The organism is Spirosoma litoris (assembly GCF_054776755.1).
In genome coordinates this window covers 1-25018 of record NZ_BAAHBI010000031.1, presented here as the reverse complement: position 1 = coordinate 25018, position 25018 = coordinate 1, and the positions used below count along the sequence as shown (strand labels likewise).

Annotated in this window: 26 protein-coding genes and 1 tRNA gene; 6 read left to right on the top strand and 21 right to left on the bottom strand. The window is 45.2% G+C overall.

All coding sequences use genetic code 11. The annotated features are described in order from the left end of the window. Positions 1 to 5 precede the first annotated feature (5 nt). From nadD to ACYVGR_RS17775, 7 genes are all read right to left on the bottom strand, one after another. Positions 6 to 578, bottom strand: a complete 573-nt coding sequence (gene nadD / locus ACYVGR_RS17805; RefSeq protein WP_460959073.1) for a nicotinate (nicotinamide) nucleotide adenylyltransferase — start codon at positions 576 to 578, stop codon at positions 6 to 8. Between the two features lie 101 nt (positions 579 to 679). Continuing rightward, on the bottom strand, positions 680 to 1279 hold the full coding sequence (gene gmk, locus ACYVGR_RS17800; RefSeq protein ID WP_182459478.1) for a guanylate kinase: 600 nt from the start codon (positions 1277 to 1279) through the stop codon (positions 680 to 682). A gap of 96 nt (positions 1280 to 1375) precedes the next feature. Beyond that, positions 1376 to 1618 carry a hypothetical protein gene (locus ACYVGR_RS17795; protein WP_111350508.1) on the bottom strand — a complete coding sequence of 81 codons (243 nt, stop codon included), beginning with the start codon at positions 1616 to 1618 and terminating at the stop codon, positions 1376 to 1378. Between the two features lie 129 nt (positions 1619 to 1747). Then, a complete protein-coding gene (locus ACYVGR_RS17790) occupies positions 1748 to 2428 on the bottom strand; it encodes a sigma-70 family RNA polymerase sigma factor (protein WP_460959071.1) in 681 nt (226 codons plus the stop codon). A gap of 245 nt (positions 2429 to 2673) precedes the next feature. Then, positions 2674 to 3171 (bottom strand): hypothetical protein, encoded by a 498-nt coding sequence (locus ACYVGR_RS17785; protein WP_460959069.1) that lies wholly within the window; start codon positions 3169 to 3171, stop codon positions 2674 to 2676. A 75-nt stretch (positions 3172 to 3246) separates the two neighbouring features. Next, positions 3247 to 4047 (bottom strand): (Fe-S)-binding protein, encoded by an 801-nt coding sequence (locus tag ACYVGR_RS17780; RefSeq protein WP_460959067.1) that lies wholly within the window; start codon positions 4045 to 4047, stop codon positions 3247 to 3249. Positions 4048 to 4140: 93 nt separating this feature from the next. Next, the gene (locus tag ACYVGR_RS17775; protein ID WP_460959065.1) at positions 4141 to 5514 is read right to left on the bottom strand and encodes a 4Fe-4S dicluster domain-containing protein; all 1374 of its coding nucleotides are present in this window, start codon (positions 5512 to 5514) and stop codon (positions 4141 to 4143) included. A 126-nt stretch (positions 5515 to 5640) separates the two neighbouring features. On the opposite strand from ACYVGR_RS17775, the gene ACYVGR_RS17770 reads away from it, so the two are divergent. Next, positions 5641 to 5716: transfer RNA gene (locus ACYVGR_RS17770), tRNA-Phe, on the top strand. Positions 5717 to 5960: 244 nt separating this feature from the next. Here the strand turns inward: ACYVGR_RS17770 and ACYVGR_RS17765 are convergent. The 4 genes from ACYVGR_RS17765 to ACYVGR_RS17750 form a co-directional block, all read right to left on the bottom strand. Beyond that, a complete protein-coding gene (locus ACYVGR_RS17765) occupies positions 5961 to 7817 on the bottom strand; it encodes a MutS-related protein (protein WP_460959063.1) in 1857 nt (618 codons plus the stop codon). 74 nt (positions 7818 to 7891) lie between these two features. Further along, positions 7892 to 8308 carry a Fur family transcriptional regulator gene (locus ACYVGR_RS17760; protein ID WP_460959061.1) on the bottom strand — a complete coding sequence of 139 codons (417 nt, stop codon included), beginning with the start codon at positions 8306 to 8308 and terminating at the stop codon, positions 7892 to 7894. Between the two features lie 94 nt (positions 8309 to 8402). Beyond that, entirely contained in the window at positions 8403 to 10208 is a 1806-nt protein-coding gene (locus ACYVGR_RS17755; protein WP_460959059.1) for an ABC transporter ATP-binding protein, read from the bottom strand. Between the two features lie 71 nt (positions 10209 to 10279). Next, complete coding sequence (locus ACYVGR_RS17750) at positions 10280 to 11269, bottom strand: gliding motility protein GldB-related protein (protein ID WP_460959057.1); 990 nt, start codon at positions 11267 to 11269, stop codon at positions 10280 to 10282. A 39-nt stretch (positions 11270 to 11308) separates the two neighbouring features. Here ACYVGR_RS17750 and ACYVGR_RS17745 point away from each other — a divergent pair, with 39 nt between their 5' ends. Continuing rightward, on the top strand, positions 11309 to 12205 hold the full coding sequence (locus ACYVGR_RS17745; protein ID WP_460959055.1) for a porin family protein: 897 nt from the start codon (positions 11309 to 11311) through the stop codon (positions 12203 to 12205). 64 nt (positions 12206 to 12269) lie between these two features. Here the strand turns inward: ACYVGR_RS17745 and hisF are convergent, their stop codons facing one another. From hisF to ACYVGR_RS17705, 8 genes are all read right to left on the bottom strand, one after another. Further along, a complete protein-coding gene (gene hisF / locus ACYVGR_RS17740; protein WP_460959053.1) occupies positions 12270 to 13025 on the bottom strand; it encodes an imidazole glycerol phosphate synthase subunit HisF in 756 nt (251 codons plus the stop codon). Then, the gene (locus ACYVGR_RS17735; RefSeq protein WP_460959051.1) at positions 13025 to 13447 is read right to left on the bottom strand and encodes a GNAT family N-acetyltransferase; all 423 of its coding nucleotides are present in this window, start codon (positions 13445 to 13447) and stop codon (positions 13025 to 13027) included. Before ACYVGR_RS17735 ends, hisF begins: the two co-directional genes overlap by 1 nt. 2 nt (positions 13448 to 13449) lie before the next feature. Next, positions 13450 to 14157 (bottom strand): hypothetical protein, encoded by a 708-nt coding sequence (locus ACYVGR_RS17730; RefSeq protein WP_460959049.1) that lies wholly within the window; start codon positions 14155 to 14157, stop codon positions 13450 to 13452. Between the two features lie 11 nt (positions 14158 to 14168). Beyond that, the gene (gene hisA, locus ACYVGR_RS17725) at positions 14169 to 14891 is read right to left on the bottom strand and encodes a 1-(5-phosphoribosyl)-5-[(5-phosphoribosylamino)methylideneamino]imidazole-4-carboxamide isomerase (protein ID WP_460959047.1); all 723 of its coding nucleotides are present in this window, start codon (positions 14889 to 14891) and stop codon (positions 14169 to 14171) included. 72 nt (positions 14892 to 14963) lie between these two features. Next, on the bottom strand, positions 14964 to 15551 hold the full coding sequence (gene hisH / locus ACYVGR_RS17720; RefSeq protein ID WP_460959045.1) for an imidazole glycerol phosphate synthase subunit HisH: 588 nt from the start codon (positions 15549 to 15551) through the stop codon (positions 14964 to 14966). Positions 15552 to 15774: 223 nt separating this feature from the next. Further along, positions 15775 to 16125: a DUF5615 family PIN-like protein gene (locus tag ACYVGR_RS17715; protein WP_182459464.1), complete on the bottom strand. Its 351-nt coding sequence runs from the start codon at positions 16123 to 16125 to the stop codon at positions 15775 to 15777. Continuing rightward, complete coding sequence (locus ACYVGR_RS17710) at positions 16122 to 16355, bottom strand: DUF433 domain-containing protein (RefSeq protein WP_182459463.1); 234 nt, start codon at positions 16353 to 16355, stop codon at positions 16122 to 16124. The genes ACYVGR_RS17715 and ACYVGR_RS17710 overlap by 4 nt, the downstream gene beginning before the upstream one ends. 14 nt (positions 16356 to 16369) lie before the next feature. Then, the gene (locus ACYVGR_RS17705; protein WP_460959042.1) at positions 16370 to 17281 is read right to left on the bottom strand and encodes a DUF72 domain-containing protein; all 912 of its coding nucleotides are present in this window, start codon (positions 17279 to 17281) and stop codon (positions 16370 to 16372) included. 164 nt (positions 17282 to 17445) lie between these two features. Here ACYVGR_RS17705 and ACYVGR_RS17700 point away from each other — a divergent pair, with 164 nt between their 5' ends. Both ACYVGR_RS17700 and ACYVGR_RS17695 read left to right on the top strand, forming a co-directional pair. Further along, positions 17446 to 20151 carry a valine--tRNA ligase gene (locus ACYVGR_RS17700; RefSeq protein ID WP_460959040.1) on the top strand — a complete coding sequence of 902 codons (2706 nt, stop codon included), beginning with the start codon at positions 17446 to 17448 and terminating at the stop codon, positions 20149 to 20151. A gap of 143 nt (positions 20152 to 20294) precedes the next feature. Further along, entirely contained in the window at positions 20295 to 20813 is a 519-nt protein-coding gene (locus ACYVGR_RS17695) for a D-glycero-alpha-D-manno-heptose-1,7-bisphosphate 7-phosphatase (protein ID WP_460959038.1), read from the top strand. Positions 20814 to 20891: 78 nt separating this feature from the next. On the opposite strand, the gene ACYVGR_RS17690 is transcribed toward ACYVGR_RS17695, so the two are convergent. Both ACYVGR_RS17690 and ACYVGR_RS17685 read right to left on the bottom strand, forming a co-directional pair. Further along, on the bottom strand, positions 20892 to 21020 hold the full coding sequence (locus tag ACYVGR_RS17690) for a hypothetical protein (RefSeq protein ID WP_460959036.1): 129 nt from the start codon (positions 21018 to 21020) through the stop codon (positions 20892 to 20894). Positions 21021 to 21107: 87 nt separating this feature from the next. After that, the gene (locus ACYVGR_RS17685; RefSeq protein ID WP_460959034.1) at positions 21108 to 22592 is read right to left on the bottom strand and encodes a type III PLP-dependent enzyme domain-containing protein; all 1485 of its coding nucleotides are present in this window, start codon (positions 22590 to 22592) and stop codon (positions 21108 to 21110) included. A gap of 278 nt (positions 22593 to 22870) precedes the next feature. Between ACYVGR_RS17685 and ACYVGR_RS17680 the strand changes: the two genes are divergently transcribed. Then, complete coding sequence (locus ACYVGR_RS17680; RefSeq protein WP_460959032.1) at positions 22871 to 24244, top strand: UDP-N-acetylmuramate--L-alanine ligase; 1374 nt, start codon at positions 22871 to 22873, stop codon at positions 24242 to 24244. A 36-nt stretch (positions 24245 to 24280) separates the two neighbouring features. Further along, complete coding sequence (locus tag ACYVGR_RS17675) at positions 24281 to 24832, top strand: LOG family protein (RefSeq protein WP_460959030.1); 552 nt, start codon at positions 24281 to 24283, stop codon at positions 24830 to 24832. The last annotated feature ends 186 nt before the right edge of the window (positions 24833 to 25018 follow it).

Here is a 25018-nt window from a genome sequence, read left to right as displayed (position 1 = left end):
CCGCGTTACACGTAAAACTTCTTCCGCTCGATCATTTCTTCCACAACTTCAGGCACCATGTACCGTATGGATCGATTCGCACGAATGCTTTCTCGAATGAACGTTGCTGAAATATCCAGCAATGGTGCTTCGATGATTCGGACGTTGGCGTGCGTTTTAAAGGGGCTTTCCACAGCTCGGGGGCGCTGATAAACATACAAGCCGTAGTATTCCAGAATCTTGTCGTAGTTCTTCCAGTTGGCAAACTGCTCCAGATTATCCTCGCCCATAATCAAGCGGAAGGTATGCTGTGGATACTTTTCACTCAACCGTACCAGCGTGTCAATTGTGTAGCTCGGCTTGGGCATCGAAAACTCGATGTTCGTGGCTTTCAGGCGACTATTATCGGCAATGGCTCGCTCTACCATATCGAGTCGGTCGAACTCGTGCAACAAACTTTTAGTCTTTTTGAAGGGATTCTGGGGTGACACTACAAACCACACTTGTTCGAGATCAGTTGTGGTCGCCATCGTATTTGCGATAATTAGGTGCCCGATATGAATGGGGTTAAATGAACCGAAGAATAGACCGATTTTCATAGGAGCGAGGAGCGAGGAGCGAGGAGCGAGAATAGTAGCTCCGCCACCTATCTGGTTTTGCGTCAGCCCTTCTCACTCCTCGCTACTCGTTTCTAATACTGTTAAATTATCGTCGCTTTGGCAGGTACTTTGTTTTCGTTTACAAAGTCATTGACCAGTTTCTGGGCTTTTTGGAGCGACGTTTCTAAATCATCGTTCATTAAAATGACATCGAAACGATCCTGAAAGCTCATTTCAAAGTGTACTTTAAATAAGCGTCGGGATAAGCTTTCTTCGGTTTCGGAACCACGTCCAATCAGGCGCTGGCGGAGAGTTTCTTCATCCGGTACTTTTACAAAAACGGCCAGCGCTTTATCGCCATAGAAGTTTTTCAGCTTCAGCCCTCCCTGTACATCCACATCAAACAAAACGTGCTTACCAGTTGCCCAAACGCGTTCAATTTCAGACTTCAACGTACCGTAGAAAGCGCCCGTATAGACTTCTTCCCATTCAACAAACTCATCGGCATCAATTTTATGCTTAAAATCTTCAGGAGTCAAAAAGTAATAATCTTTGCCATTTTCCTCGGCACGTCCCCGCCGGTCGCGGGTGCAAGCCGAAATAGAAAAGCCGAGATTTGCATTCTCGGCCAGCAAATGTTTAACAATCGTGGTTTTGCCCGAACCAGAGGGGGCTGAAAAAATAATAAGTTTACCGTCCACAGTGGATGATGGGTTGGTTAATTAAAAAAGTAATTGGGGTAATTAAGGCTGCTTTCGTAAGCGCTTCCTTAATTACCCCAATTACGTTGATTACTCTTAGCTGAAACTCAGGATTCGGGATTTAATCGTTGCAACTAGTTGCTCGGGGCAGCATCGTTTCTCCATGCGCTTCGTCAATAACTCTTTCACTTCCTTTTCAAGCTGATACATCTCAATGCAGGGTCTGCATGATTCGAGGTTCGCTTTCACTCTGACAAGCTGTTGATCTGTAGCTTCTCCATCCAGAATCAACTGAATCATCTTCAGGCAGTCGGCGCTGTGATTACAATGTTCTTTCATGTCGGGCTTACCACTGGATGAAGCTGATGACGGCAACGAGGTTTGCATTGGAAAAGTTTTATTTATTCCAAGAATAATAATACCATTAAGTTATTAGCAGAACCAATTTAGGCTTATAAAAAGTTCGGTTTATTCTTCATTTTCTTCTTTATAGCCCATCGAAGACGCGTAATCACGCAATTTTTCTTTCAATAGGTTACGAGCCCGGTGTAATCGAGAGCGAACCGTACCTATTGGGATATCCAAAATTTTTGCCATTTCCTCATACGTAAACCCTTCGATGTCGCAGAGGATAATGACTGTTCGGAAATCCACTGGCAACGAGTTTAAAGCCGTTGCCACTTCATCGCCAATTAAGTCGGAAACAGATTCGGCCCGTAAGTCAACCGTATGCTCAGATTCTGCGTCTTCAGAATTATAGGTTGTTTCTACATCCTGATAATCTACTTTGGCAGGTTCTTTGCTTTTTTTCCGATAATCGTTAATGAAACTGTTCTTCAGAATCCGAAACAGCCATGCTTTGGCGTTAGTTCCTTGCTCAAAAGACGAAATAAATCGAAACGCTTTTAGGTACGTATCCTGTACGAGGTCGTTCGCATCGTCCTCGTCGGTTGTCAACCGAAAAGCAAAGTTGTACATGGAGTCAATGTGGGGCATGAACTCCTTATTGAAAATCTGGTATTTCTGCGCGTCGGAATAACCACGAGCAGGCGTATCGGCCGAGGTTTGTTCGGTCGGGTCGCTGTCGGGTACCAGTTGGTCGTCGTCGCGAATTGGCGTATCTGACATAACTTCGGGAATAGTCGCCATAAAAGTAAGAGTTAATCGCCGTTTCCTATCGGCTATGACCAACGAATTCAATAATTACACAATCAGATTCGCTGAGCATCGTAAACTTCTTACTACAAAAATTAATCCTTTGTTGAAAAAGAATGCGCAAAGTTAGTCAATATGACGATTTGGCAGTGAACGTTCTTACATAAGACAACGTTAAAGCCGGTCAAATTCTACTCTAGTGGGTAGAATTTGACCGGCTTTACCTATTAACTGGTTATTTATGCGTCTATCGTCTTAAAATACCGTTTAAGCCAGGAGTTGGCAGCATTAATACGCCAATCTGCCAAAAACTCCGCTTTCGTTTTCACCAGTGTGTTAAACACAGGCGTATTGGGTGTTATAGCGCCGTCTGCAACAGCTGCTTTGATCATTGGCAATGCAATTGTCTGTACAGTGCCGTTGGCTAATTGAACAGCCGCCGAACGATCGAAAAAATCGACTGAAATTTGACGGCCAATCTCCTGTATTGTCCGCATGGACGAGTCGATCGAGCAACCACTGGGTAAGCTGTAGCCTTCATCAACACCAACTACAACAAAACGATTTTCAACCACTTTAGCTGAGGTTAACAATGGTTGACCGTGTGCTGCCCATTGACTCAAGGCTGGCTGCAAAGCGGCCTCAATCGTTTTTATATCGCCATCCGTAAGCGGACGATTTGCCTGATAAACCCAAACGCGGGCAGTATCAGGCAGTTTATCAAAATCGATGTACATAGAGAAAATGATGAATGATGAATGATGAATAATGAATGATTTAACAGCCAAAATCATTCATCATTCATCATTTTTTTAAAGCCCTTGCCCCTGGGCGATGAGTTCCGAGATGTCGAATACACGAACAGAATCTTCGCGGTTCTTATTCTTAACGCCATCCGACATCATAGTCATACAAAATGGGCAAGCTACAGCAATGGTATCGGCCCCAGTGCTGAGCGCTTCCTCAACACGTTCAACGTTCACATCCTTTTTGCCGGGTTCTGGTTCTTTAAAATATTGACCACCACCTGCTCCGCAGCATAAACCATTAGCCCGTACACGCTTCATTTCGACCAGATCGGCATCCAGTGCCGCCAAAACATCACGTGGTGCTTCATACACCTTATTGGCTCGGCCTAGATAGCATGAATCATGAAACGTTATCCGGCGCCCTTTAAATGGTTGGCCGTCTTTCACCTTTACACGACCTTCGTTGATCAAGCCCTGCAAAAATTGGGAGTGGTGAATCACTTCGTAATTGCCACCCAGCTCTGGATACTCATTTTTAATCGTATTGAAGCAATGCGGACAGGCTGTCACTATTTTTTTGACATTATAGCCGTTCAGCACCTGAATATTCGACATCGCCTGCATTTGAAACAAAAACTCATTCCCTGCCCGACGAGCTGGATCGCCGGTACAGGCTTCTTCTGGCCCTAACACGGCGAACTTAATGCCGACATAATTCAGAATACGGACAAAGGCAATAGTCACCCGTTTGTAACGATCATCGAATGACCCCGCACAACCAACCCAGAACAGGATTTCCGGTTCTTCACCCAATGCAGCCATATCGGCCATTGTTGGCACTTTGTATGTTTTTTCAGTCGTCATTTCTTTTTGTTCAAGGTTTCAGGTTTCAGGTTCAAGGTTCCTGTGGATTGTGGATCAACCAACGTATAACTTTGAACTTGAAACCTGAAACAATTAATCATTCACTTGATCAGCCCAATTGAAACGGTCGCTTGGCGAGAATTTCCAGGGAGCCATGTTATTTTCGATATTACTAAACATCGCATTCCACGAAGCGGGCGCATCCGACTCTTCCATAACCCGGTACCGACGCAATTGAAGAATAATATCTAACGGATTTATATTGATCGGGCACGCATTAACGCAAGCCTGACAGGTTGTACAGGCATTGAGTTCTTCGGCGGTTATGTAATCGTTTAGAAGCGATTTATCATCCTTGTAGTCATATCCATTGCGCTTCCAACCCTGCTGGATTTCTTCAAGCCGGTCGCGAGTGTCCATCATTATTTTACGAGGTGATAGCTTCTTCCCGGTAATATTAGCCGGACAAGCTGATGTACAGCGCCCGCATTCAGTGCAACTGTAGGCGTTCATCAAGTTAATCCACTTCAAGTCCTGAACATCCTTAGCTCCAAAACGCCCGATTTCTACTGGGGTTTGTTCACCATTGTCATTAGCTTGAGAACCGTCTACTTCGGTCGTAACGGGTAGCCCAAGCGCGAGTTGAACTTCTTTGGTGATTTCGGGCATGTTCTGCATTTCTCCTTTTGGCTGAAGGTCTGAGAAATAAACATTTGGGAAGCCAAGCGCAATGTGAAGGTGTTTCGAATAGGTGACGTAAATGGCAAAAGAAAGAATACCCAAAATATGCAACCACCAAGCCGTACGTTCATAAACAATTAAGCCAGTATCGCTAAAGCCCGAAAAAAGAGGTTTCAAAAACTGACTGATCAAAAAGTCGGGAACAATGCCTTTCAGTTCGGCATAGTGCCCAACGCCCCGATCGCGAAGAATACTGTCGGAAGCATTCCAGGTCAGGAAAGCAATCATGAGCAGAATCTCGGCAGTTAAGATAATAGCTGCATCAGTTCGCGGCCAGCGGGTCATTTCCCGATGTCGCTCCTGCTGAAACCGGGGTACTTTGGCAATAAATCGACGACACAGAAAAATGACGCAGACGGTCAGTACACCTACTGCCAGTAGTTCAAAAACATCAATTAGAATTGGATAGATAGGCGTGATATAGGGTGCAAACAGTCGATGGGTTCCTAAAACGCCATCCAGGATAATTTCCAAAACTTCGATATTAACAATCAGGAAACCAGCATAAATGACAAAGTGCATGATGCCCACTAACAGATTGGTAAACATCTTCTTCTGCCCAAAAGCGACCAATAACATTGTTTTCAGTCGCTCATCAGGGTGATCGGAGCGATTTTCGGATCGGCCAAGGTTAATAGCACGTGCGATAAGTCGTACGCGTTTAGCTATGTACCAAGCTGTAGCCGCCAAAGCCGCTACAAATAAAATTTGCTGAATAATCTCCATTCGCTTTTAACTTATTTCACCTGATAATCAACGCAATAAATCAGGTACCAAAACTTTCTTAAAAAATATTACAAGCAAAGTATTGCAAAATGGCGTGCTATGCATACTTTTGCACCCACGTTTCAGGGTGATGTAGCTCAGTTGGTAGAGCAAAGGACTGAAAATCCTTGTGTCGGCGGTTCGATTCCGTCCATCACCACCACCCTAACGTTAAGCCTTCTCAATTGAGAAGGCTTTTTTATTGCCTCTATCTTAGTTCCATTGGTGATTAGTTGGCTCTTCAGCATACCCTTTTATCAATCACAAAAAAACAGTATGCAAGCATACTGTTTTTTTGTGAGGCAAATATACTGCTTTCGTACTATCTAACAAGTACTCACAGGGGTTGTTTTAGCTTTATAGAAAGCCCATAAATATGACATAAAGTTATATTCTGTTCGATAGCTTTATTTCTTAACGGCATCCATTTCAATACCAATCGCTTTCATCAGCTGACTGGCGTTGAAACTCTCGCAGATACCATTCCGAAGCTTGTAATCGAATACTAGCTCACCATCATGAAGGTCAGACTGGAAATGGAAATTGCGCACAAAATTATCGGCATCTGTAAGTTGACCTAATTCGAGGTCATGCGTAGAAACAAAACCTGAAGCGTTTGTTTGATGCAACTGCCGAATGAGGGCTTCGGCCCCACGATGGCGATCGGCGGAGTTAGTGCCCTTCAGAATTTCATCCAGAAAATAAAGGACCGGCAGGCGATCCTGAGGCAAACGATCTTGTGGAGAGCTATTTTGATCTGCAGATGCAGTTGTTTGCTTTGTCAGACCAATAAGTGTTTGTAATCGCTTTAATTCGGCGTAGAACGATGATGTGCTTTCTTCGAGCGAATCTTGTGTGCGCATGCTTGTAAATACGCGAACAGGCGAGCACCAGAATCGTTCGGCGCTCACAACGGCTCCTGCCAGTGCCAGCACGACATTGGCACCAACCGTACGCAGAAACGTACTTTTGCCCGACATATTCGACCCAGTAATCAATATCGTTTGGCCAGCACCACTCAGGGTAAGTGAATTAGCCACACTACGATCTGGAGGCAGTAATGGATGAGACGCTTGTGTAAAATCCAACAGCAACTCATCATCAACAGTATCGGGCGTTGTGTACGTCGGATGGGCGTAGGCAAAGCCAGTTAAACTATTGAGCGCTTCGAGTTCACCTAATGCTTTAAACCAACGACTCAGGTCAGGACCATACTGCTGCCGCCAACGTTCGAGCCGGAATAGGTAATGAATATCCCACAGGGTAGCAATTCCGAACAGAAGAAAGAAATAAGGATTTCGTCGGTAATTCAGCCCTTCGGTTAGCTGACTGAGCAGACCAATCGCTTCGGATGCTGAACGGTCTTTTGATGTCAGTGCCTCCCGAATAGCCCGTAAGCGAACCGAATCGCCTTTCACTTGCTCAGCTTGCTTAATGAGTGATTGAAATGCTCGTAAAGCGGCCGAAATCTCGAAGGTTTGTTCACTTACCTCCTTCGCTTTTGCTGAAGTCTGACTAAGCACCAGACCATGAACGGCTAACCCTAATAGTACGGCTGTTCCAGGTACATAGCCCAGTAACCAAGCTATAAATAAGCCTAACGTAATGACTGGGAATAAAAAACGGACGGCATTTAGGTAGCCCGGTAACGGAGTTGTTTTCGCTATCGCCCACTTGACCAACGCATCAGGCGAGCGGCCAACCGTTTCTTCTATAGTAGCCAGAGCTTCCAGTTGTTGTCGCCAATCGAGTTGAGGTTTTAGTTCCGTAACGGCTTGTTGACGGAGTCGAATGGCATCAGGATTAGAAGGAGCCTTGAGCCATGCTGCCAATCGGCTTTGTCCTTCGTAAGTATGTGTTCGATTAAGCAATCGAAAAAGTGAATGCTTCCCAAACACATCCAGATCTCCCGAGTAATAATGTGTTTGACTGCCAAACAAGTCGCCGGTTTCGGGGCGCAAATATTGTCGTTTGAGCCGGGCAGCTTCGTCTTGGTTAATAAATACCAGTTGATGGTTCAAATCGCGCTCACGTCGAACAGACTGGTGCTTTTTCAACAAGACCAGAAAGCCAACTATACCCGCTAAAACAACGAGTACAGCTCCTAATTGATAATCGAGCCGAATAAGGAGCCAAACAGCGGCAACACTGCCTATAAACCAGACAAGCCGCCAAAACGCCAGTTGATTATGCTGACGTTGAGCGGCTTGTTCGGCCTTACTGAATTGTTGTTGACGGTCTTGAAAAGTGGTTTCGGTAAGCATTTTAGTAACGCGGGTTTCCACCCGCGATTGTATTGAAAATCGCGGGTTTCCACTGGTACGCCAGCCCGGCCGCATTATTTATTACAATCCAGGCAAACGCCTTGAATGAGTAAGTTCATTTCTTTTCGGTTATAGCCTTCTGGAAGCGCAACCGATGGAATGCTAACCTGATCCAGACAGGTCGTTTGCCCACAAGCTTCGCACTTAAAATGAACATGATCATGATGATGGTGGCCATCGGCACAGCGCTCGCGGCAAAGGGCATACTTCGTCCCTCCTTCATCATCAAGGACTTTGTGCAAGAGTCCTTTATCTAAAAACGTGCGCAGTGTTCGGTAAATCGTAACCCGATCGTGGTCGGGGCCAAGGCCGTTTTCCACATCGTTGTGCGCCAGCGCATGACCGGCGTTCAGAAACAAATCCAGTACCTCCTCGCGGCCATTGGTGTGGCGGAGGCTGAAGTCTTTCAGGGTTTTTTCGGCTAGTGTCATGGTTAATTTTAGGTTTACGGTTTTAGGTTTACAGTAGCTGGTGCGTCAGCTACTCTCGCGTCAGCTACCGTAAACCTAAAACAGAATACCATATTTATTCTGTTATCTCAAACTGCAATTTAACCAGATTTGCGTAGATGCCATCTTCCTGAATCGCCAACTCGTCGTGCGTACCCGACTCGGCAATCTGGCCTTCGCGCATCACATAAATTCGATCTACTTTCCGGATCGTTGCCAGTCGGTGGGCGATAATGATCGTTGTCCGGTTCTGCATCAATACGTCCAGCGCTTCCTGTACCAGCCGTTCCGATTCGGCATCGAGTGAACTCGTGGCTTCATCCAGAATTAAAATGGCGGGGTCTTTCAAAATAGCGCGGGCAATAGCAATCCGTTGCCGTTGACCTCCTGATAATTTAACACCCCGTTCGCCAACAATGGTTTGCAACCCGTCCGGGAAAGATTCAATAAATTGAAGTGCATTGGCTTTACGAGCAGCTTCCCGTATTTCGGCTTCGGTAGCACCGGGTTTACCGTATTGAATATTTTCCAGAATGGTACCCCCAAACAGCATCACTTCCTGAGGCACAACAGCAATGTTTTTCCGTAATTCTGTCACATTGAAACCGGCCAGATCGCGATCATCCACTGTAATTTGCCCACCGCCGATTTGATAATAGCGCATCAGCAATTGAACGATAGTCGATTTTCCGGCACCACTCTGGCCAACCAACGCAATTTTTCGTCCGGCAGCGACATCGAACGAGATGCCTTTTAAGACGGGGATTTCAGGACGGGATGGATAGGCAAATCGCACATCGTTGAACTGAACGTGGCCATGCACGGGCACAAACAGCGGTGTTTCTTCATTCGCATTCACTTCCGATGGTTCGTCCAGAATTTCCAGAACCCGCTCCGAGGAGCCAATCGTCCGCTGCAACTGGGCGTATAAATCACCCATACCTGCTACCGAGCCACCAATGAAAGTTGTATAAACAATAAAGGTCAGTAAGTCAGCAAACGGCATTTCGCCAGCCATAACCAGCGATCCGCCAAACCAAACGACACCGATGATTCCTCCAAAGAGAGCGAAAATCACAAACGATACAAACACGCCCCGGAATCGGGCCGCCCGCAGTGCCGTACCCACAACCCGTTGCAACGCTGTTCCATAGCGATTGATTTCCAGTTTTTCGTTCGTAAACGCCTTCACCACATTCACCGACTGAAGCGTTTCTTCGACGATGATATTGGCCTCGGCCAGTAAATCCTGCGCCTGCTTCGACAGTTTCCGGATGAACCGACCAAAGAACATGGCCGCTACGATGATAACTGGGAAGGTCGCCAGCATGAACAGGGTCAGTTTCCAGGAAACATAAAAAATGATGGCTGTACCGATTGTCAGCGTACCAACCTGGCGAAATAACTCGGCCACGGTTAAGGTTAGTACATCCTGTAGCTGCGAGATATCGGCAGAGATGCGACTGGTTAATTCACCAACGCGACGTTGTTCAAAAAATCGAACTGGCAGCGTAATAATTTTGCTATAGGTGGCTTGGCGTACATCGGCCATGGCCCGCTCGCTTACCTGCGAGAAAAAGTAAATCCGGAAGAACGAAAAAACCGCCTGCGCAATTAGTACGCCCACAAAAAATAGTGTTACCTGATTTAAGGTAAACGCCGATTTTCCCTGAATAACGCTGGTAATCTGGCCAATGAGCAGCCCGAAGCTCATAGTTGTGCCCGTCGATAAAATCAGGAATACAAACCCAATAATGTATTGAAACCGATACGGTTTTACAAACCGGAATATATTCAGGGCCTTTTTGAACCCTTCTTTACTAAATCTCTTTTTATCTTCTTCGTTGGCTGCTTCGCCAAAATTTCCTCCTCGCTTTGCCATTGTTTCGTGGTGTCGGGTTCTCAAACCCGACATTAAATAGCGTCGGGTTTGAGAACCCGACACCACCTGCATTATTCTTTTTGTCCTTTATATCCTGATTGTTCAAAAATTTGCCGGGCATCGGCATTGCGCATCAAATCGGCAATGCTTACGCCACTATGCTCGTCGTGATACCGACCCACAATCCGCCAACCGAGCCAACGCCCGATAGCGCCGGGACAATCCGGGCCAATTTCAGCAGTGAAAGGTCGTTCATTCAAATATCGCTGTTTTATCGCCGGGTTGGTCTGATACAACAACTGATTATCAATAAAATGCCCCCAAACAATATCCTGTGCATTAAACGTTTGAGTTAGTTGTTTGTCTGAATAACCGATAACAAGGCTGTCGGCGATGGGTTCGCCCCCAACATCAGGCAACATTGTTTTCGTAAATACATAACCTTTGCCATAATATACCATATCGGCCAGCATCGTTTGGTCGGCCCGGTTCGTGGCATTGTATTTATCAGATATCGCGAAAACTATAGCGGGAACAATATATTCCTTCGCGTAGCGACGCAGAATGTATTGCGGATACTCAGGACCTTGTGGTCGGTATTTCGCTTTCGGACCCGCGAAATAATCGAGACCGATAACGATTAGACTATCCGTAACCACCAGATCAGGCCCAAAGAAGCCCGTCATAACGGTTACAACTTTGGGAGAGTGGAAATCGGGAAAGTCTTTTTTTATGTTTGTAAAGGCTTGGGCCAATTGACTGCGTAAATCAGTCATATCGCCAAACTCGCCCTGAATCTGGGTATTGAGTTCGTTGAGAGCTGGGTTATTGACCCGGTTGGTCAATTCATGAACGAGGGCTGTATCATTTCCGGCTCCATTCGCGTTAAAGTACAATTGAGCGACAGCCGGATTCTGGTTCAGCAATGTTTTAATCTGCTCGGGTGATTTACCGGCGAAAAGTTGCTGGTCGAACCGGATAAGTGTAATGTCTTCGTTTTTAGTACACGAAGCCAATAAAAATAAGCAAAAAAGCCCCACAAGGGCTGTGTGTATTCGCATGAAAATCACGAGTTTTCAATATAGAAAACGTGCAAAATTATGAAAAAAGTTGCAGGGTTCGGTTTGATTTTGGTCATCCTGACAATTAGCCACGGTTGGGCTCAGTCAACATCACCCGCCTTATACAAGATGCGTACTAAAGAATCGAACGTTACAGAACGACGATTTCGTAAAATTCTGGGTGATAATTACGATGGGCAAGATAAAAATCGTAAAGAGTACGACGATGATCGAAAACGCCGTCGTCGAAAACAGCAAACGGGCGAACAAACCGAAAATAACGGATTTGGCTCAGGCCCAGATTATTCCTGGGTAAGTCATCTCATCGAAATGAGCATCCGGTTTGCTCCCTCGCTCGATCTGAATACCGCCCAGGGAACGGGGACTTATGCAGGCTTCCGCTCGAACGGCGTAGGGATTCGGATGAGTGTTGGACCTTCGCTCGATTACTTTTTCTTCAAAGATCGCTACGCCTTTAGTTCGGGGCTTTGGTATACCATCAAACGATCTGGTTTTCAAATGCCCGGTACGTTTGGCTCAAGTGTATGGAATCCGGGCGCACCCGAAAAAGAATCGGTCTATAATTTGCAGTATTTACAAATTCCAGCCACGGTAAAAATGTTTGCCAACAACATTGCACCAGACATGCGATTATATATTCAAACGGGCGGTTTGTTCAGCATCAAACTGGCCGAAAAGGCACTTGATGAGGCCCGAAACGGACTGTATACCGCCGAAAGCGGGGGTAGTCGTCGGCAGTACGGATTTGGGGATGTTGAGTTATTGCTCGGAGCGGGTATACAATATAAAATCAACCAGAACAACGCTTTTAACCTGGGTATGAGTTATCAGCGCGGGCTTATCAATGTAGCCCGCGATAATAATTTGATTTCTAAAAACCGTGTTGTTTCGCTGGAATTAGGATTCAAGTTTTGAGCCTGGTACCACGGACTTCAGTCCGTATCAGGCAGATTACGGACTGAAGTCCGTGGTACAATAATCAAATCCGCATTTCAATTCCTTTTTCCCGCAAATAGCCTTTCAGGGCTGGGATTTCGATTTCTTTAAAGTGGAAAATACTGGCGGCCAGTCCAGCGTCGGCTTTTCCGGTTGTAAAAACATCCACGAAATGCTCCATTGAGCCAGCACCACCCGAGGCAATAACTGGAATGTTAGCGGCTCCCGAAATCTGGGCCGTCAACTCAAGCGCAAAACCAGCCTTTGTACCATCGGTATCCATTGAGGTGAGCAGAATTTCACCTGCCCCCCGGTCTTCCACTTCTTTCGCCCAGGCAATGGTGCGAAGTTCGGTAGGTTTACGCCCACCATGTGTGTGAACGATGTGTTCGTCATTGACATAGCGCGTGTCAATGGCTACTACGATGCATTGACTACCAAATTCCAACGCCAGTTCGTTGACCAGATCTGGATTTCGTACGGCCGAAGAATTGATGGAAATTTTGTCGGCACCGGCATTGAGAAGCGCTGACACATCCGCCACAGATGATATACCTCCTCCGACGGTAAATGGAATATTAATCGTGTGAGCAACATTCCGAACCAGCTCAATTAGCGTTTTGCGTCCATCTACGGTAGCCGTAATATCCAGAAAAACCAACTCATCAGCACCTTGATGAGCATAAACAGCGGCAAGTGCTACCGGATCGCCAGCGTCGCGCAGGTTCACAAAGTTGGTGCCTTTTACTGTGCGACCGTCTTTTATATCGAGGCAGGGAATAATTCGTTTAGTAAGCATTAGTAGGCAGTAAAAGCTTTAATGGACATGGTATTTTCGGGGGTATCAATTGTTCGGAAGCCAAATTGCTCGTACAATCCGTGAGCATCCCGCGTAACAAGCATGATACGACGCAAGCCTTGTAAGGATGGATAAGCCATGATATATGCTACCAATTGTTTCGATAACCCCTTTCCCCGGTGTTCGGGCAGGATAAATACATCGGCCAAGTACCCGAATGTGGCCGTATCCGTAACTACCCGTGCAAAACCAACTTGGTTTTCCTCCTTGTAAACGCCAAAACAAAGCGAATTCTCAATTGAACGCTGGACAATCTCAAGCGGAATATTAAGACTCCAATACGCTTCCTCACTCAGAAAACGGTGAATGACTTCCAGGTCAAGTTTGGTTTTATCGGCACTGATGGAGTATTGCTGGTTCATTTTTATTCTTCGTTTATCACCTTAGCCTTCTCTCGACCTATCTTATCAGTGCGAAATAGTAAACTCAAATCATCTAAAATACCAACTACATTCTGTAACTCTTCGCATTGAGGGTCATCTTTAAGATAAGCGTCTGGGTTACTGTAATGATAAACACGATAATTAGATGGCCCGAACAACTCAAATGAATATCCGTCTCCATCTGTAAAAAGGCTCCGTCTTCTTTCCGGCTTATACCCTTTAACCGTAAAACTCCCATCTGCTTGCATTCCAGCGCCAACTGTATCTATAGGCGGACGCGGTTTTGGTTTAGGATATAATCGATCAAATACAATGGATTCATTCGGCAAGGTCAAGATATTTTGTCTCAAAAACCGTTGCCATAAAGTTGGCGTAATGGTAACTTTTGGTTTCCGCCGTTTAGCAAACTGAAATCCTTGCTGATTCGACTGTATTATATACTTTACTATTGTGAATCGCTTCTCTGTTTTGTGCAATACATAAGCCGTTTGCGAGTCACCATATAGTAACCCTGCACGATACCAAATCCGCACTTCGTACTCATCTTCTTTTAGGTCAGGATATTTCAACCCTATCTGTTCCGCTAATTTTGGGTACAAATTTTTCGCTGTCGAATCTGATAAGGCACTAGCAAACGCTTCTACAGTAAGTAGAAGAAAAAAGCATAGTATTAGTGATGCCCGTTTCACTGTTATCGTATTTACAGATTGTGGATGTCTGACAGCTGCTTCAACGTCACCCTTCCTTCATAGATCGCTTTTCCGACAATAACGCCGAAAACGTCCATATCAGCCAGCATTTCGATATCAGCCATATTACTGACCCCACCGCTGGCAATGATGTTCAGATCAGGAAATTGATCCTGCATGTTACGGTACAAGTCGAACGAAGGGCCTTGCAAAAGACCATCCTTAGCAACATCGGTGCTGATGACATATTTTATGCCTTTTTCGGTCCATTTTTCCAGAAAGTCATAAATCCAGACTTCGGTACCTTCTTCCCAACCACTCACCGCAATTTTCTCGTTCTTAGCATCGGCACCCAGAATAATTTTATCCGGTCCATGTTGCGAGAGCCAGCGTTCCAGTACATCGGGTTGCTTTACGGCAATGCTTCCACCCGTTACCTGCTTAGCACCACATTCGAACACCATCCGTAAATCATCGTCAGATTGAACCCCTCCGCCAAAATCAACGTGCAGGCTGGTTTTGGATGCGATCAGCTCCAATACCTTCCAGTTGATGACGCGCTTTTCTTTCGCGCCATCCAGATCAACCAAATGTAGCCGCGTCAGGCCGGCATCTTCAAATTGCTTCGCCACTTCCAGAGGGCGGGCATTGTATTCTTTTTTCTGGCTGTAGTCGCCCTGTGTTAAGCGGACGGCCTTGCCTTCGATAATGTCAATTGCGGGAATGATATACATAAGTAACGCGGACATTCTGTCCGCCTATTAAATGACATACGGCCAAAATGCTGGAACGCCAGCCCGGCCGCGTTACAGTTTCAAAAAATTATCCAGAATCTGTTGGCCAACGTTTCCACTAATTTCAGCGTGAAATTGAGCGGCATAAAAATTATCCCGATGCAACATGGCACTGAATGGTCGGACGTAATCACAGACAGCTGTAGTTTCGGCGCAAACATCGGCCGCATAGCTATGCACAAAGTACATATATGCGTTTTCTGGCACGCCTTCCGTAAGCTGGCCTTTTAGGCTGTGAATATTATTCCAGCCCATATGAGGCACTTTCAAGCCAGCGTCTGATGGAAACCGCCGAACATCAATATCGAAAATACCCATGCAGGTCGTGTCGTTCTCCTCCGAATACCGACACATAAGTTGCATACCTACACAGGTTCCCAATACCGGTTGTTTCAATGACGGAATCAACTTATCCATTCCGCGTTCCCGCAGATAGGCCATCGCCGTGCTGGCTTCGCCCACGCCGGGAAAAATCACTTTATCGGCCGAGCGAATTTCAGCTTCATCGTCGGTGAGCAGGTAACTGGCTCCCAGGCGCTCCAGCGCGTACATGACGGACTGAACGTTACCCGCGTTGTATTTGATAATGACGGTTTTCATAAAGCAAAAAGCCCGGCTCCTTCGCAGAACCGGGCTTTGTATATTGTGGTAATCAGAATTATCTCTCCGAATTCACAAACACGAGCATCTTGTTCTGCTGCGCTACCGCTCAGAATGATGATGCCGATGGTTTGTGATTGCTAAAATCATAGGGCAAAGGTAAAAGCTTGGGATTGTAAATCAAAACAAACTCTTTTGGAGGTATTTAGACTTTTGCGCTGAGTCAATTGATTCGCCGAATTCTGATTTTCTGAATTGTTACGGTCGTAAAACAACCTATTAACTCCGTAAGACGTTCTGAAAGCAACTGGGTTAGTACTTGACGCATGACTTCTGTTTCCTTGAAATGATATCGGAGAAACAGGACACTAATTCCTTTTACATTATGGGCAAATACCCACTCACCAAAATCTTTGTCTTCCGTCAGAATAATACGGGGCGGATTGCGAGATGATTCAATTACAGCTTCATCGCGAATCCCCCGGTTTGATTCATATACAGAATATACCTCAATTCCTAAATCGCGAATAGACGAAATAAGGCTATGGTCAATGTTTTCGTCCGCTATAATCATGCGGCTTTCAACATAATTACTTCTTCGTTTGCCAGTACATCAGACGCATACATAAGGGCAGCCATAACATCCGCTTCCTGAAGATGTGGATACATTTTTAGCAGATCAGGTGTTGTGGCCCCTTCCGACAATTTACGGAGCAATAACTCGACGGTAATGCGAGTCCCTTTAACAACAGGTTTACCAAGCATTACCCGATGGTCAGACTCAATTCGTTCTTTATAGTTCATTGCTACAATATTAATCAAAACAAACTCCCTTGTACAACTTTGGGTTGCAAGACTGGCTCGCGGAGATTCAGACCGCAATGCTTGTTTAATTCGCGAATCCAGTACAGGATCAACTCTGGGGCTGTGTCGTTATCACCCCCACCGTGGATAAATAAGTAGGCTGTTTGTAGACCCTTTTCAAACCAGGTTTTCAATCGTTGAATCCAAGCGTCGGTGCGGGTATAATCTGTAGGGTGGCCTTCGTTGGCGATGAATCGTAGTGTTAGTACAGGACTGCTTAAACCCATGTGCAAGACATCACGCCGACCCGCTACATCGGTAATAACGACATGACGACGTAGTAAATGTAATCGTTCGAGCGTCTGTTGCCAGACCGTTGCCTTACTGAACCAATCCGGGTGCCGGAACTCAACAGCTGCGTCTAGTTCATCGGGCAGGCTTTTGAGATAAGTTTGTAAGACAGGCCATTTATCAGGTCCGAAATTGGGCGGCAGTTGCAAAAATGTCATTCCCAGAAATTCTTCCAGATTCAAAACGGCATTGATAAATTCTTCAGTAAGCCCTTCTGTAGCAATCAATTGTCGTTCATGACTGATAATCTGCGGAAATTTGGGGCAATAAGTAAACCCCGGCGCAGCTTCGGCTTTCCAACGCTCGATCATTCCCGCCGTCGGAATTTGATAATGCGTTAGGTTTAGCTCGATTGTATTGAACTGGCGCGTGTAATAATGCAGAAAATCGCGCTCTTTGGCATTCGACGGATATACCTTCCCGACATAGTCTTTGTTAGCCCAGATAGGGCCACCAATAGAGACTATAGGCCGATGCGTTGGTTCAACGGCGGCCCAGATTCGTGCGTTGAACGCCGAACCGGGAGGCAGGGTAAAATTTACGGCATCAGGGTTCTGTATTTTTCCAAATTCCATACCTATGTTGGAGAAGTGTAGCGATAAAACTGGCAAAGACCCGCTTTCGTTTTTTCCCCCTATCCAATTTAACTAATTTTGTGGTTTATCCATAACTCCCAAGTCGCTATTTACTGTATGAATTTTGTTCATAGTAGTAGAACGCGATAGGGTTTTCATAGATTATGATTTCAAAGACATATGCCCCCCAGGAGATTGAAGAAAAATGGTATCAATATTGGCTTGATAACCAATTTTTCAAGTCTACACCCGATGATCGAGAGCCTTACACGGTCGTCATCCCACCTCCGAACGTAACGGGCGTACTGCATATGGGCCACATGCTCAACAATACCATCCAGGACGTGCTGGTTCGTAAAGCGCGTATGGAAGGCAAAAATGCTTGTTGGGTACCCGGCACCGACCATGCCAGCATCGCTACCGAAGCGAAAGTGGTGGCTATGCTGAAAGAAAGAGGCATTAGTAAGAAGGAATTAACACGAGAAGAGTTTCTGGAATATGCATGGGAATGGACTCACAAATACGGTGGTATCATTCTACAGCAACTTCGTAAGCTTGGTGCCTCCTGCGATTGGGATCGCACTCGTTTTACCATGGAGCCGTCTCTGCACGACTCGGTTATCGACGTATTTGTTGACCTCTACAACAAAGGCCAGATTTATCGGGGTGTCCGTATGGTGAACTGGGACCCGCAAGGCAAAACGGCCGTTTCTGACGAAGAAGTTATCACGAAAGAAATTCAGCAAAAGCTGGTCTACATTCAGTACGAGATAGCAGGGAGCAGGGAGCAAGGAGCAGGGAACGAACAAAGGCCCGGCTCCTTGCCCCATGCCCCGAGCTATATTACTATTGCTACGGTTCGGCCAGAAACGATCATGGCCGATGCAGCGATTGCGGTCAATCCAAATGATGAGCGATACACGCATCTGCATGGTAAAAAAGCCATCATTCCGCTCATTAATCGCGAAATTCCCATTATTACTGATGAGTACGTAACGATGGATTTTGGAACGGGCGGCCTGAAAGTTACGCCTGCCCACGATCCGAATGACTACGCGTTGGGCATTAAGCATAACCTGCCTGTTCTGGATACACTGAACGACGACGGTACGCTGAATGAGAAAGCGCAGATTCTGGTCGGAATGGATCGATTTGCAGCTCGGAAGGCGATTATTAAGTTGCTGGAAGAATCGGGTAATCTGGTAAAAACCGAAGATTATAAATCAAACGTTGGTACTTCGGAGCGAACAGGTGCCGTTATTGAGCCTAAGCTGTCGTTGCAGTGGTTCCTGAAAATGGACGAACTGTCGAAACCTGCGCTCAAGAACGTCATGGACGATACCATTCAACTGGTTCCACCCAAGTTCAAGAACATGTACCGGTCCTGGATGGAGAACGTACATGACTGGTGTATCAGTCGGCAATTGTGGTGGGGACAGCGGATTCCAGCGTTCTATATGCAGGATGGAACAGTCATCGTGGCAAAAAACAAACACGAGGCTCTGGAAAAAGTACAGCACGAAATGCTGCTTTTCGCCATGACCGAAGCCGATCTGACGCAGGACGAAGACGTTTTGGATACCTGGTTCTCGTCGTGGCTGTGGCCTATATCAGTATTCGATGGATTGAAAGATCCGAACAATGCCGATATTAATTATTACTATCCAACGAACGATCTGGTTACAGCGCCTGAAATCCTGTTTTTCTGGGTCGCCCGGATGATTATCGCAGGCTACGAGTACCGGGGAGAAGCGCCATTCAAGAACGTTTACCTGACGGGCATTGTCCGTGATAAGCTGGGGCGTAAGATGTCGAAATCGTTGGGTAATTCGCCTGACCCACTCGACCTGATTGAAAAATATGGTGCCGATGGTGTTCGGACAGGTATGCTATTTAGTTCAGCGGCTGGTAACGACCTTATGTTCGATGAGAAGTTGGTAGAGCAGGGTCGTAACTTCAGTAACAAAGTTTGGAATGCTTTCCGATTAGTAAAAGGCTGGACGGTTAATGAATCGATCGATGGTACAACTAATCAATCGGCTATTAACTGGTTTGAATCGAAACTGAACGCAACGCTGATTCAAATTGAGGACGATTTCAGCAAGTTCCGTATTTCCGACGCGTTACAGGCTGTTTACAAGCTGATCTGGGATGATTTCTGTTCACAGTATCTGGAGTTAATTAAACCTGCTTTTGATGCTTCGACTGGTACACCACAACCCATAGATAAAGCTACCTATGAGGCTACTATCAATTTCTTTGAGCAACTGATGGGATTAGCGCATCCGTTCATGCCATTCATTACCGAAGAAATTTGGCAGGATATTCGTGAACGGAAAGAAGGAGACAGTATCTGTATTGCACCTTTCCCGAAAGCCGGAGCTGTTGATTCGCAAATTCTGACCGATTTTGAGACGCTGTTTGATATCATTTCCAACGTTCGGAATATTCGAAACTCGAAGCAGATTTCGCCCAAAACTGAACTTCCACTGGCGATAAAAACAACTACCCCAAAACGATTTGAGGCACTGGAATCGCTGATTCAGAAAATGGCTAATGTGTCAACCATTAGCTATATCAGCGAGAAGGTCGAGAGTGAATCGTCGTTGGGCGTTTCGTTCCTGATTAAGAGCGATGAGTTTTTCATCAATCTGGCGGGCGAGATCGACGTGGAGCAGGAAATTGCAACGACTCGTAAAGAATTGGAGTATAACATTGGCTTCCGCGATTCGGTATTAAAAAAACTATCGAACGAGAAGTTTGTTGCTAATGCTAAACCTGAAATTATTGAGCGCGAGCGTCAGAAACTGGCCGATGCCGAATCTAAAATTCAGGCATTACAACAGCGACTCAGAGATTTAGGAGCGTAGTTAGTAGTGGCTTTTCTTCCGTTTACTTCCTGATTATGACCATATTTTAGCCATTCAGGAAATATAACAATAACTTATAAGGCAATAATACAATTATTTGATCGAATAATTGTATTATTGCCGATTATCATTTTCTATCATCAATGAACAAATGTATTTTTCTGGACCGCGACGGTGTTTTGAACGAAGATCGAACGGACTACGTCTATCGCGTTGAGGATTTTATCATTCCTGATGGAGTACCGGAAGCATTGCGTTTATTAAAAGATGCAGGTTATTTGCTGATCGTCATCACAAACCAGGCGGGTATTGCCAAAGGTCTCTACACGCGGGATGATGTCATGCTCTGTTATAACTACCTGCAGGATCAATGCGGCAAACTCATTGATGATATTTATTATTGTCCCCATCATCCTAAATACGACAGCGAATCACTTACTCGTAAACCCGGTTCGTTACTGCTCGAAAAGGCGATGGCTAAATACAACATCGCGCCAGATGGCTCGTGGATGATTGGCGATGCTTTACGCGATATGCAGGCAGGTAAGCGTGTAGGTGTTCGAACGGTGCGTATTGCCCACGATCCGGAGCATTCAGCCGAGTGTGACGGTTATGCAACTAGTTTGCTGGAAGCTTCCCGATTTGTACTGGAATACGCCTAATTTTTACTCTATCACAATAGTAAAGCCCGAATTATTTGTGAATAATTCGGGCTTTACTATTGGTCAATAATCGTTTCCTTACGCTCGTACTTGCGTTGGTGTGGGCTTCGTCTGCACACTGCCATAGGCGGGACAATTTGCCTTACGCGAGCAGGCTCCAAGCGATAGGGTAGCTAATACAGTCCCAAGAATCAGTAGCTTTTTCATGAAGTTGTTCGTCCGTTTGTCTCGTTAACACCCAGATAATTAAACGAAAATAGTGCCAAAACCTGTACAGTTTACGATTTATCGGGACTAATTTTCCTCCTTCAACAGTTCGGCTTCCTCTTCGCGCTCTTCAGCGGCTTCTGTAGCCTCTAATTCAGTCATACCGGGTTCGGCACCACCATAGCCTAGAATCTTCAGCATAACCTCGCTATTTTGCTCAGGAGCGAACAAACGAGTCCGAAGGTTACCTTCCTCATCCTTATCAACAATAACGTGCTGTGGGGCCGGAATCAGGCAATGCTGGATACCACCGTAGCCACCCAACGATTCCTGATAAGCTCCGGTATGAAATAGCCCGATATACTGATCTTCTGTATCCTGATCGAAAATCGGGAGATACAAGTCAGCACTGTGAGCTTCGGTATTATAAAAATCGTGCGAATCGCAGGTCAGTCCGCCCAGATTTACCTTCTGATAAGGATTATCCCAGTTATTCACCGACAACATAATGTATTTCTGACCCAAGCCCCACGAATCAGGTAGTTGCGTAATGAACGATCCATCAATCATGTACCACAGCTCTTTGTCGTTCTGTAGTTTCTGATCAATCACTTTATAAATTACCGCACCACTTTCGCCAACCGTATACGAACCAAATTCGGTGAAAATATGCGGCACCGGCACGTTGTTCTTGTTGCAAATCCACTGAATACTTTCCACGATTTGGTCAATCATGGCCTGATAATCATAAGTGAACTGGAACGACGTTTGAATTGGCATACCACCACCAATGTCGATTGAATCAAGATCCGGGCACATCTTCCGCAGTTCGCAGTACTTGTACATAAACCGGCTCAACTCGCTCCAGTAGTAGGCGCTGTCTTTAATACCGGTGTTGATGAAGAAGTGGAGCATTTTCAGCTTAAACTTCTCATTGGGCTGGATTTTATTGCGATACAGTTCATTCACATCGCTGTACCGAACTCCAAGACGGGATGTGTAGAACGCAAAGTTTGGTTCCTCATCCGTAGCAATTCGAATACCGAAATTGACAGTATCGGCAGTTATTGAATTTTCATAAGCCTCAATTTCCTTCAGGTTATCAAGCACCGGAATACAGTTTGTAAACCCATCGTTGATGAGTTCGCTAATGTACTGCGTATACAAAGGCCGCTTATAGCCGTTACAAACTATATATGTACTCTTGGAAATCTTGTCCATCTTAACCAACTCCCGAATAATGGGGATGTCATAGGCCGACGATGTCTCAAGATGGATATTATTTTTAAGCGCTTCCTCGAGTACAAACCGAAAATGAGATGATTTCGTACAGTAACAATAGGTATAGTTCCCTTTGTAATTATACCGCTTCATCGCATTTTTGAACAGCAATTTGGCATGTTCAATATGCTCCGTAATTTTCGGTAAATACGTCAATTTCAAGGGCGTACCGTACTCCTTGACAATGTCCATTAATGGGACATTATTGAACATCAGTTCGTTGTTCTCGACGTTAAATTCCCGTGTTGGAAATTCAAACGTCTGGTCAATCAGATCATAGTATGTCTTCATCCCTACGGTTAGCGCGTAAAATGAGTGATCCGGCGGTCCGGTTTTCCGCTGTTGCGGTTCTGGTTAATAAAAAAATAGGCGCGAATTTGGCCCCGAAAATCCGGCTTTCCAAGTAAAGCCTATTCGCAAGCTAGTCAACGAAAAAGTAGGCAGTTTGATTCGGGAATCGTAGAAATTTAACAGTTTCAAAACATACAAAATCTGCACACTGTTTAAGTTCATCGGGCAAACCAAAAAGAAGACGTACTTTTGCCCATCGACATTGACTGATTTATCGAATGCCCCAGTCTATTCATTTCATTTCCATCGGTGGCAGTGCCATGCACAACTTGGCACTAGCCCTACAGAAACAAGGCCACACGATCACTGGCTCCGACGATACGATTTATGAACCTTCGCGAACGCGACTGCAACAGTATAATCTACTGCCTGCTGAAATGGGTTGGTTTCCGGATAAAATCAATACAGGTTTAGATGCCGTTATTGTTGGCATGCATGCCCGGAAGGACAATCCTGAGCTGGCGAAAGCACTCGAATTAGGTTTACCCATTTATTCGTATCCCGAGTTTATTTATCAACAGAGTCAGCAAAAACAGCGAATCGTTATTGCGGGTAGTCACGGCAAAACGACGATTGCAGCCATGATTTTGCACGCGCTGAAATACCATAACCGAATCTTCGATTACTGGATTGGTGATCCAATTGATGGGTTTGACACAACTGTCCAGTTATCATCAACAGCACCGTTAATTATTATTGAAGGGGATGAGTACGCATCGTCACCGATTGATTCACGCCCAAAATTCCTTCACTATAAGCCACATATTGCGCTTATTAATGGGATTGCGTGGGATCACATCAATTTATACCCAACCTGGGATGAATACGTTGATCAGTTTGAGTCATTAGCAGAGGCCATGCCCAAAGCAGGTATCCTGATTTTTGATGAGTCAGACGATATGCTTGACGTAATCGGCCAGAAGGAACGGGATGATATAACTAAAGTCCCATATTTTCCTCATCCGGGCAAAGTTATCAACGGCCAAACCTATCTAATTACAAAACAAGGCAAACAGATACCTATTCAGTTATTTGGCCAGCATAATCTTAAAAACGTTGCTGGAGCTATGACTGTTTGTGACCGCATTGGCATCACAGAAGAACAGTTTTACGAAGCTATCCCAAGTTTCAAAGGGGTAAGTTGTAGATTAGAAAAAATCGCAGAATCAGCTAATCGGATTGTTTATCGTGATTTTGCCCATTCGCCAGCTAAAGTTGAAGCGGCAACGGAAGCTGTAAAGCAACAATATCCTTCTAAAGAATTAATAGCCATTGTTGAGCTCCATACGTTTAGCAGCTTAAACAAAGCCTTCCTGGATCAATATAATGGGACAATGAATGCTGCAGATGAAGCTGTAGTATTTATTGATACGAAAACATTAGCAGATAATCATCTAAGTCTGATCACAACTGAGGAAGTTAAAGCCGCGTTCGATCATAAGAATTTACACGTTTTTACTGATGCGGCTTCCTTACAGGATTATCTACGAACTAAACAAGGTAAAGAAGACTACATTTTTCTGCTGATGAGTTCTGGAACATTCGATGGAATGAAAGTAAAGGCTGTGGCAGACGAACTAACCCATTACTAACACTAATCACAGACGGCTTACAACCGTCTTTTTTTTATGCAAAGCATTGTTGTTTATTGTGCATCAAGCCTTGGCACCAATCCAATTTATAACGAAGTTGCTATTGAGCTTGGGCAAAAGATGGCTGCTCGTAACATTCGCCTGATTTACGGTGGCGGTGGTTTCGGATTAATGGGTAATGTCGCTAATGCTGTTTTACAGGGTAGTGGAGAAGTAACGGGCGTAATCCCAAATTTCCTGGCCGATCTCGAAGTTGCTCATACTACACTTACAGAAATACATTTTGTCGAAACAATGCACGAACGAAAGTTTAAAATGGTGCAGTTGGCAAAAGGTGTTATTACACTTCCAGGAGGTTACGGTACACTCGACGAATTATTTGAGATTTTAGCTTGGCGACAACTTAAGCTTTATGATGGGCCAGTCGTTGTTATTAACGTTAACGGCTTTTATGATCTAATGCTCCAACAACTAGATCGTATGGTCGCTGATGGCTTCTTGAAAGCCGAAAATCGTAAGCTTCTGCTTGTTGCTAGTTCGGTTGATGAAGCCTTGCAACTATTAAGTGATTTCTGGAAATCTTTGTAGCTCACCAAAAAAGGGTTCAAACCTGACAATAATGTAAAATGCCCATTCTCGCAATGAAAATGGGCATTTTACATTATTAACTAACAACAAAAAAGCCTGTCTTCTGGACAGGCTTTTTGTTAATTTCATTCAGGTGGCACCTTCCTACTCTCCCGCTTGTGACAGCAGTACCATCGGCAGTACGGG

What these genes read in the sequence shown, in the direction of transcription:
- hisH (WP_460959045.1), bottom strand. Translation starts at nt 15,551, where the DNA reads ATGAAAACCGTCATTATCAAATACAACGCGGGTAACGTTCAGTCCGTC.
- ACYVGR_RS17705 (WP_460959042.1), bottom strand. Translation starts at nt 17,281, where the DNA reads ATGGAATTTGGAAAAATACAGAACCCTGATGCCGTAAATTTTACCCTG.
- ACYVGR_RS17700 (WP_460959040.1), top strand. Translation starts at nt 17,446, where the DNA reads ATGATTTCAAAGACATATGCCCCCCAGGAGATTGAAGAAAAATGGTAT.
- ACYVGR_RS17775 (WP_460959065.1), bottom strand. Translation starts at nt 5,514, where the DNA reads ATGGAGATTATTCAGCAAATTTTATTTGTAGCGGCTTTGGCGGCTACA.
- hisF (WP_460959053.1), bottom strand. Translation starts at nt 13,025, where the DNA reads ATGCTTACTAAACGAATTATTCCCTGCCTCGATATAAAAGACGGTCGC.
- ACYVGR_RS17690 (WP_460959036.1), bottom strand. Translation starts at nt 21,020, where the DNA reads ATGAAAAAGCTACTGATTCTTGGGACTGTATTAGCTACCCTATCGCTT.
- ACYVGR_RS17750 (WP_460959057.1), bottom strand. Translation starts at nt 11,269, where the DNA reads ATGCGAATACACACAGCCCTTGTGGGGCTTTTTTGCTTATTTTTATTG.
- ACYVGR_RS17785 (WP_460959069.1), bottom strand. Translation starts at nt 3,171, where the DNA reads ATGTACATCGATTTTGATAAACTGCCTGATACTGCCCGCGTTTGGGTT.
- ACYVGR_RS17755 (WP_460959059.1), bottom strand. Translation starts at nt 10,208, where the DNA reads ATGGCAAAGCGAGGAGGAAATTTTGGCGAAGCAGCCAACGAAGAAGAT.
- ACYVGR_RS17695 (WP_460959038.1), top strand. Translation starts at nt 20,295, where the DNA reads ATGAACAAATGTATTTTTCTGGACCGCGACGGTGTTTTGAACGAAGAT.
- ACYVGR_RS17745 (WP_460959055.1), top strand. Translation starts at nt 11,309, where the DNA reads ATGAAAAAAGTTGCAGGGTTCGGTTTGATTTTGGTCATCCTGACAATT.
- hisA (WP_460959047.1), bottom strand. Translation starts at nt 14,891, where the DNA reads ATGTATATCATTCCCGCAATTGACATTATCGAAGGCAAGGCCGTCCGC.
- ACYVGR_RS17795 (WP_111350508.1), bottom strand. Translation starts at nt 1,618, where the DNA reads ATGAAAGAACATTGTAATCACAGCGCCGACTGCCTGAAGATGATTCAG.
- ACYVGR_RS17715 (WP_182459464.1), bottom strand. Translation starts at nt 16,125, where the DNA reads ATGATTATAGCGGACGAAAACATTGACCATAGCCTTATTTCGTCTATT.
- ACYVGR_RS17790 (WP_460959071.1), bottom strand. Translation starts at nt 2,428, where the DNA reads ATGGCGACTATTCCCGAAGTTATGTCAGATACGCCAATTCGCGACGAC.
- ACYVGR_RS17675 (WP_460959030.1), top strand. Translation starts at nt 24,281, where the DNA reads ATGCAAAGCATTGTTGTTTATTGTGCATCAAGCCTTGGCACCAATCCA.
- ACYVGR_RS17735 (WP_460959051.1), bottom strand. Translation starts at nt 13,447, where the DNA reads ATGAACCAGCAATACTCCATCAGTGCCGATAAAACCAAACTTGACCTG.
- ACYVGR_RS17780 (WP_460959067.1), bottom strand. Translation starts at nt 4,047, where the DNA reads ATGACGACTGAAAAAACATACAAAGTGCCAACAATGGCCGATATGGCT.
- ACYVGR_RS17765 (WP_460959063.1), bottom strand. Translation starts at nt 7,817, where the DNA reads ATGCTTACCGAAACCACTTTTCAAGACCGTCAACAACAATTCAGTAAG.
- ACYVGR_RS17680 (WP_460959032.1), top strand. Translation starts at nt 22,871, where the DNA reads ATGCCCCAGTCTATTCATTTCATTTCCATCGGTGGCAGTGCCATGCAC.
- ACYVGR_RS17760 (WP_460959061.1), bottom strand. Translation starts at nt 8,308, where the DNA reads ATGACACTAGCCGAAAAAACCCTGAAAGACTTCAGCCTCCGCCACACC.
- nadD (WP_460959073.1), bottom strand. Translation starts at nt 578, where the DNA reads ATGAAAATCGGTCTATTCTTCGGTTCATTTAACCCCATTCATATCGGG.
- ACYVGR_RS17710 (WP_182459463.1), bottom strand. Translation starts at nt 16,355, where the DNA reads ATGAACTATAAAGAACGAATTGAGTCTGACCATCGGGTAATGCTTGGT.
- ACYVGR_RS17685 (WP_460959034.1), bottom strand. Translation starts at nt 22,592, where the DNA reads ATGAAGACATACTATGATCTGATTGACCAGACGTTTGAATTTCCAACA.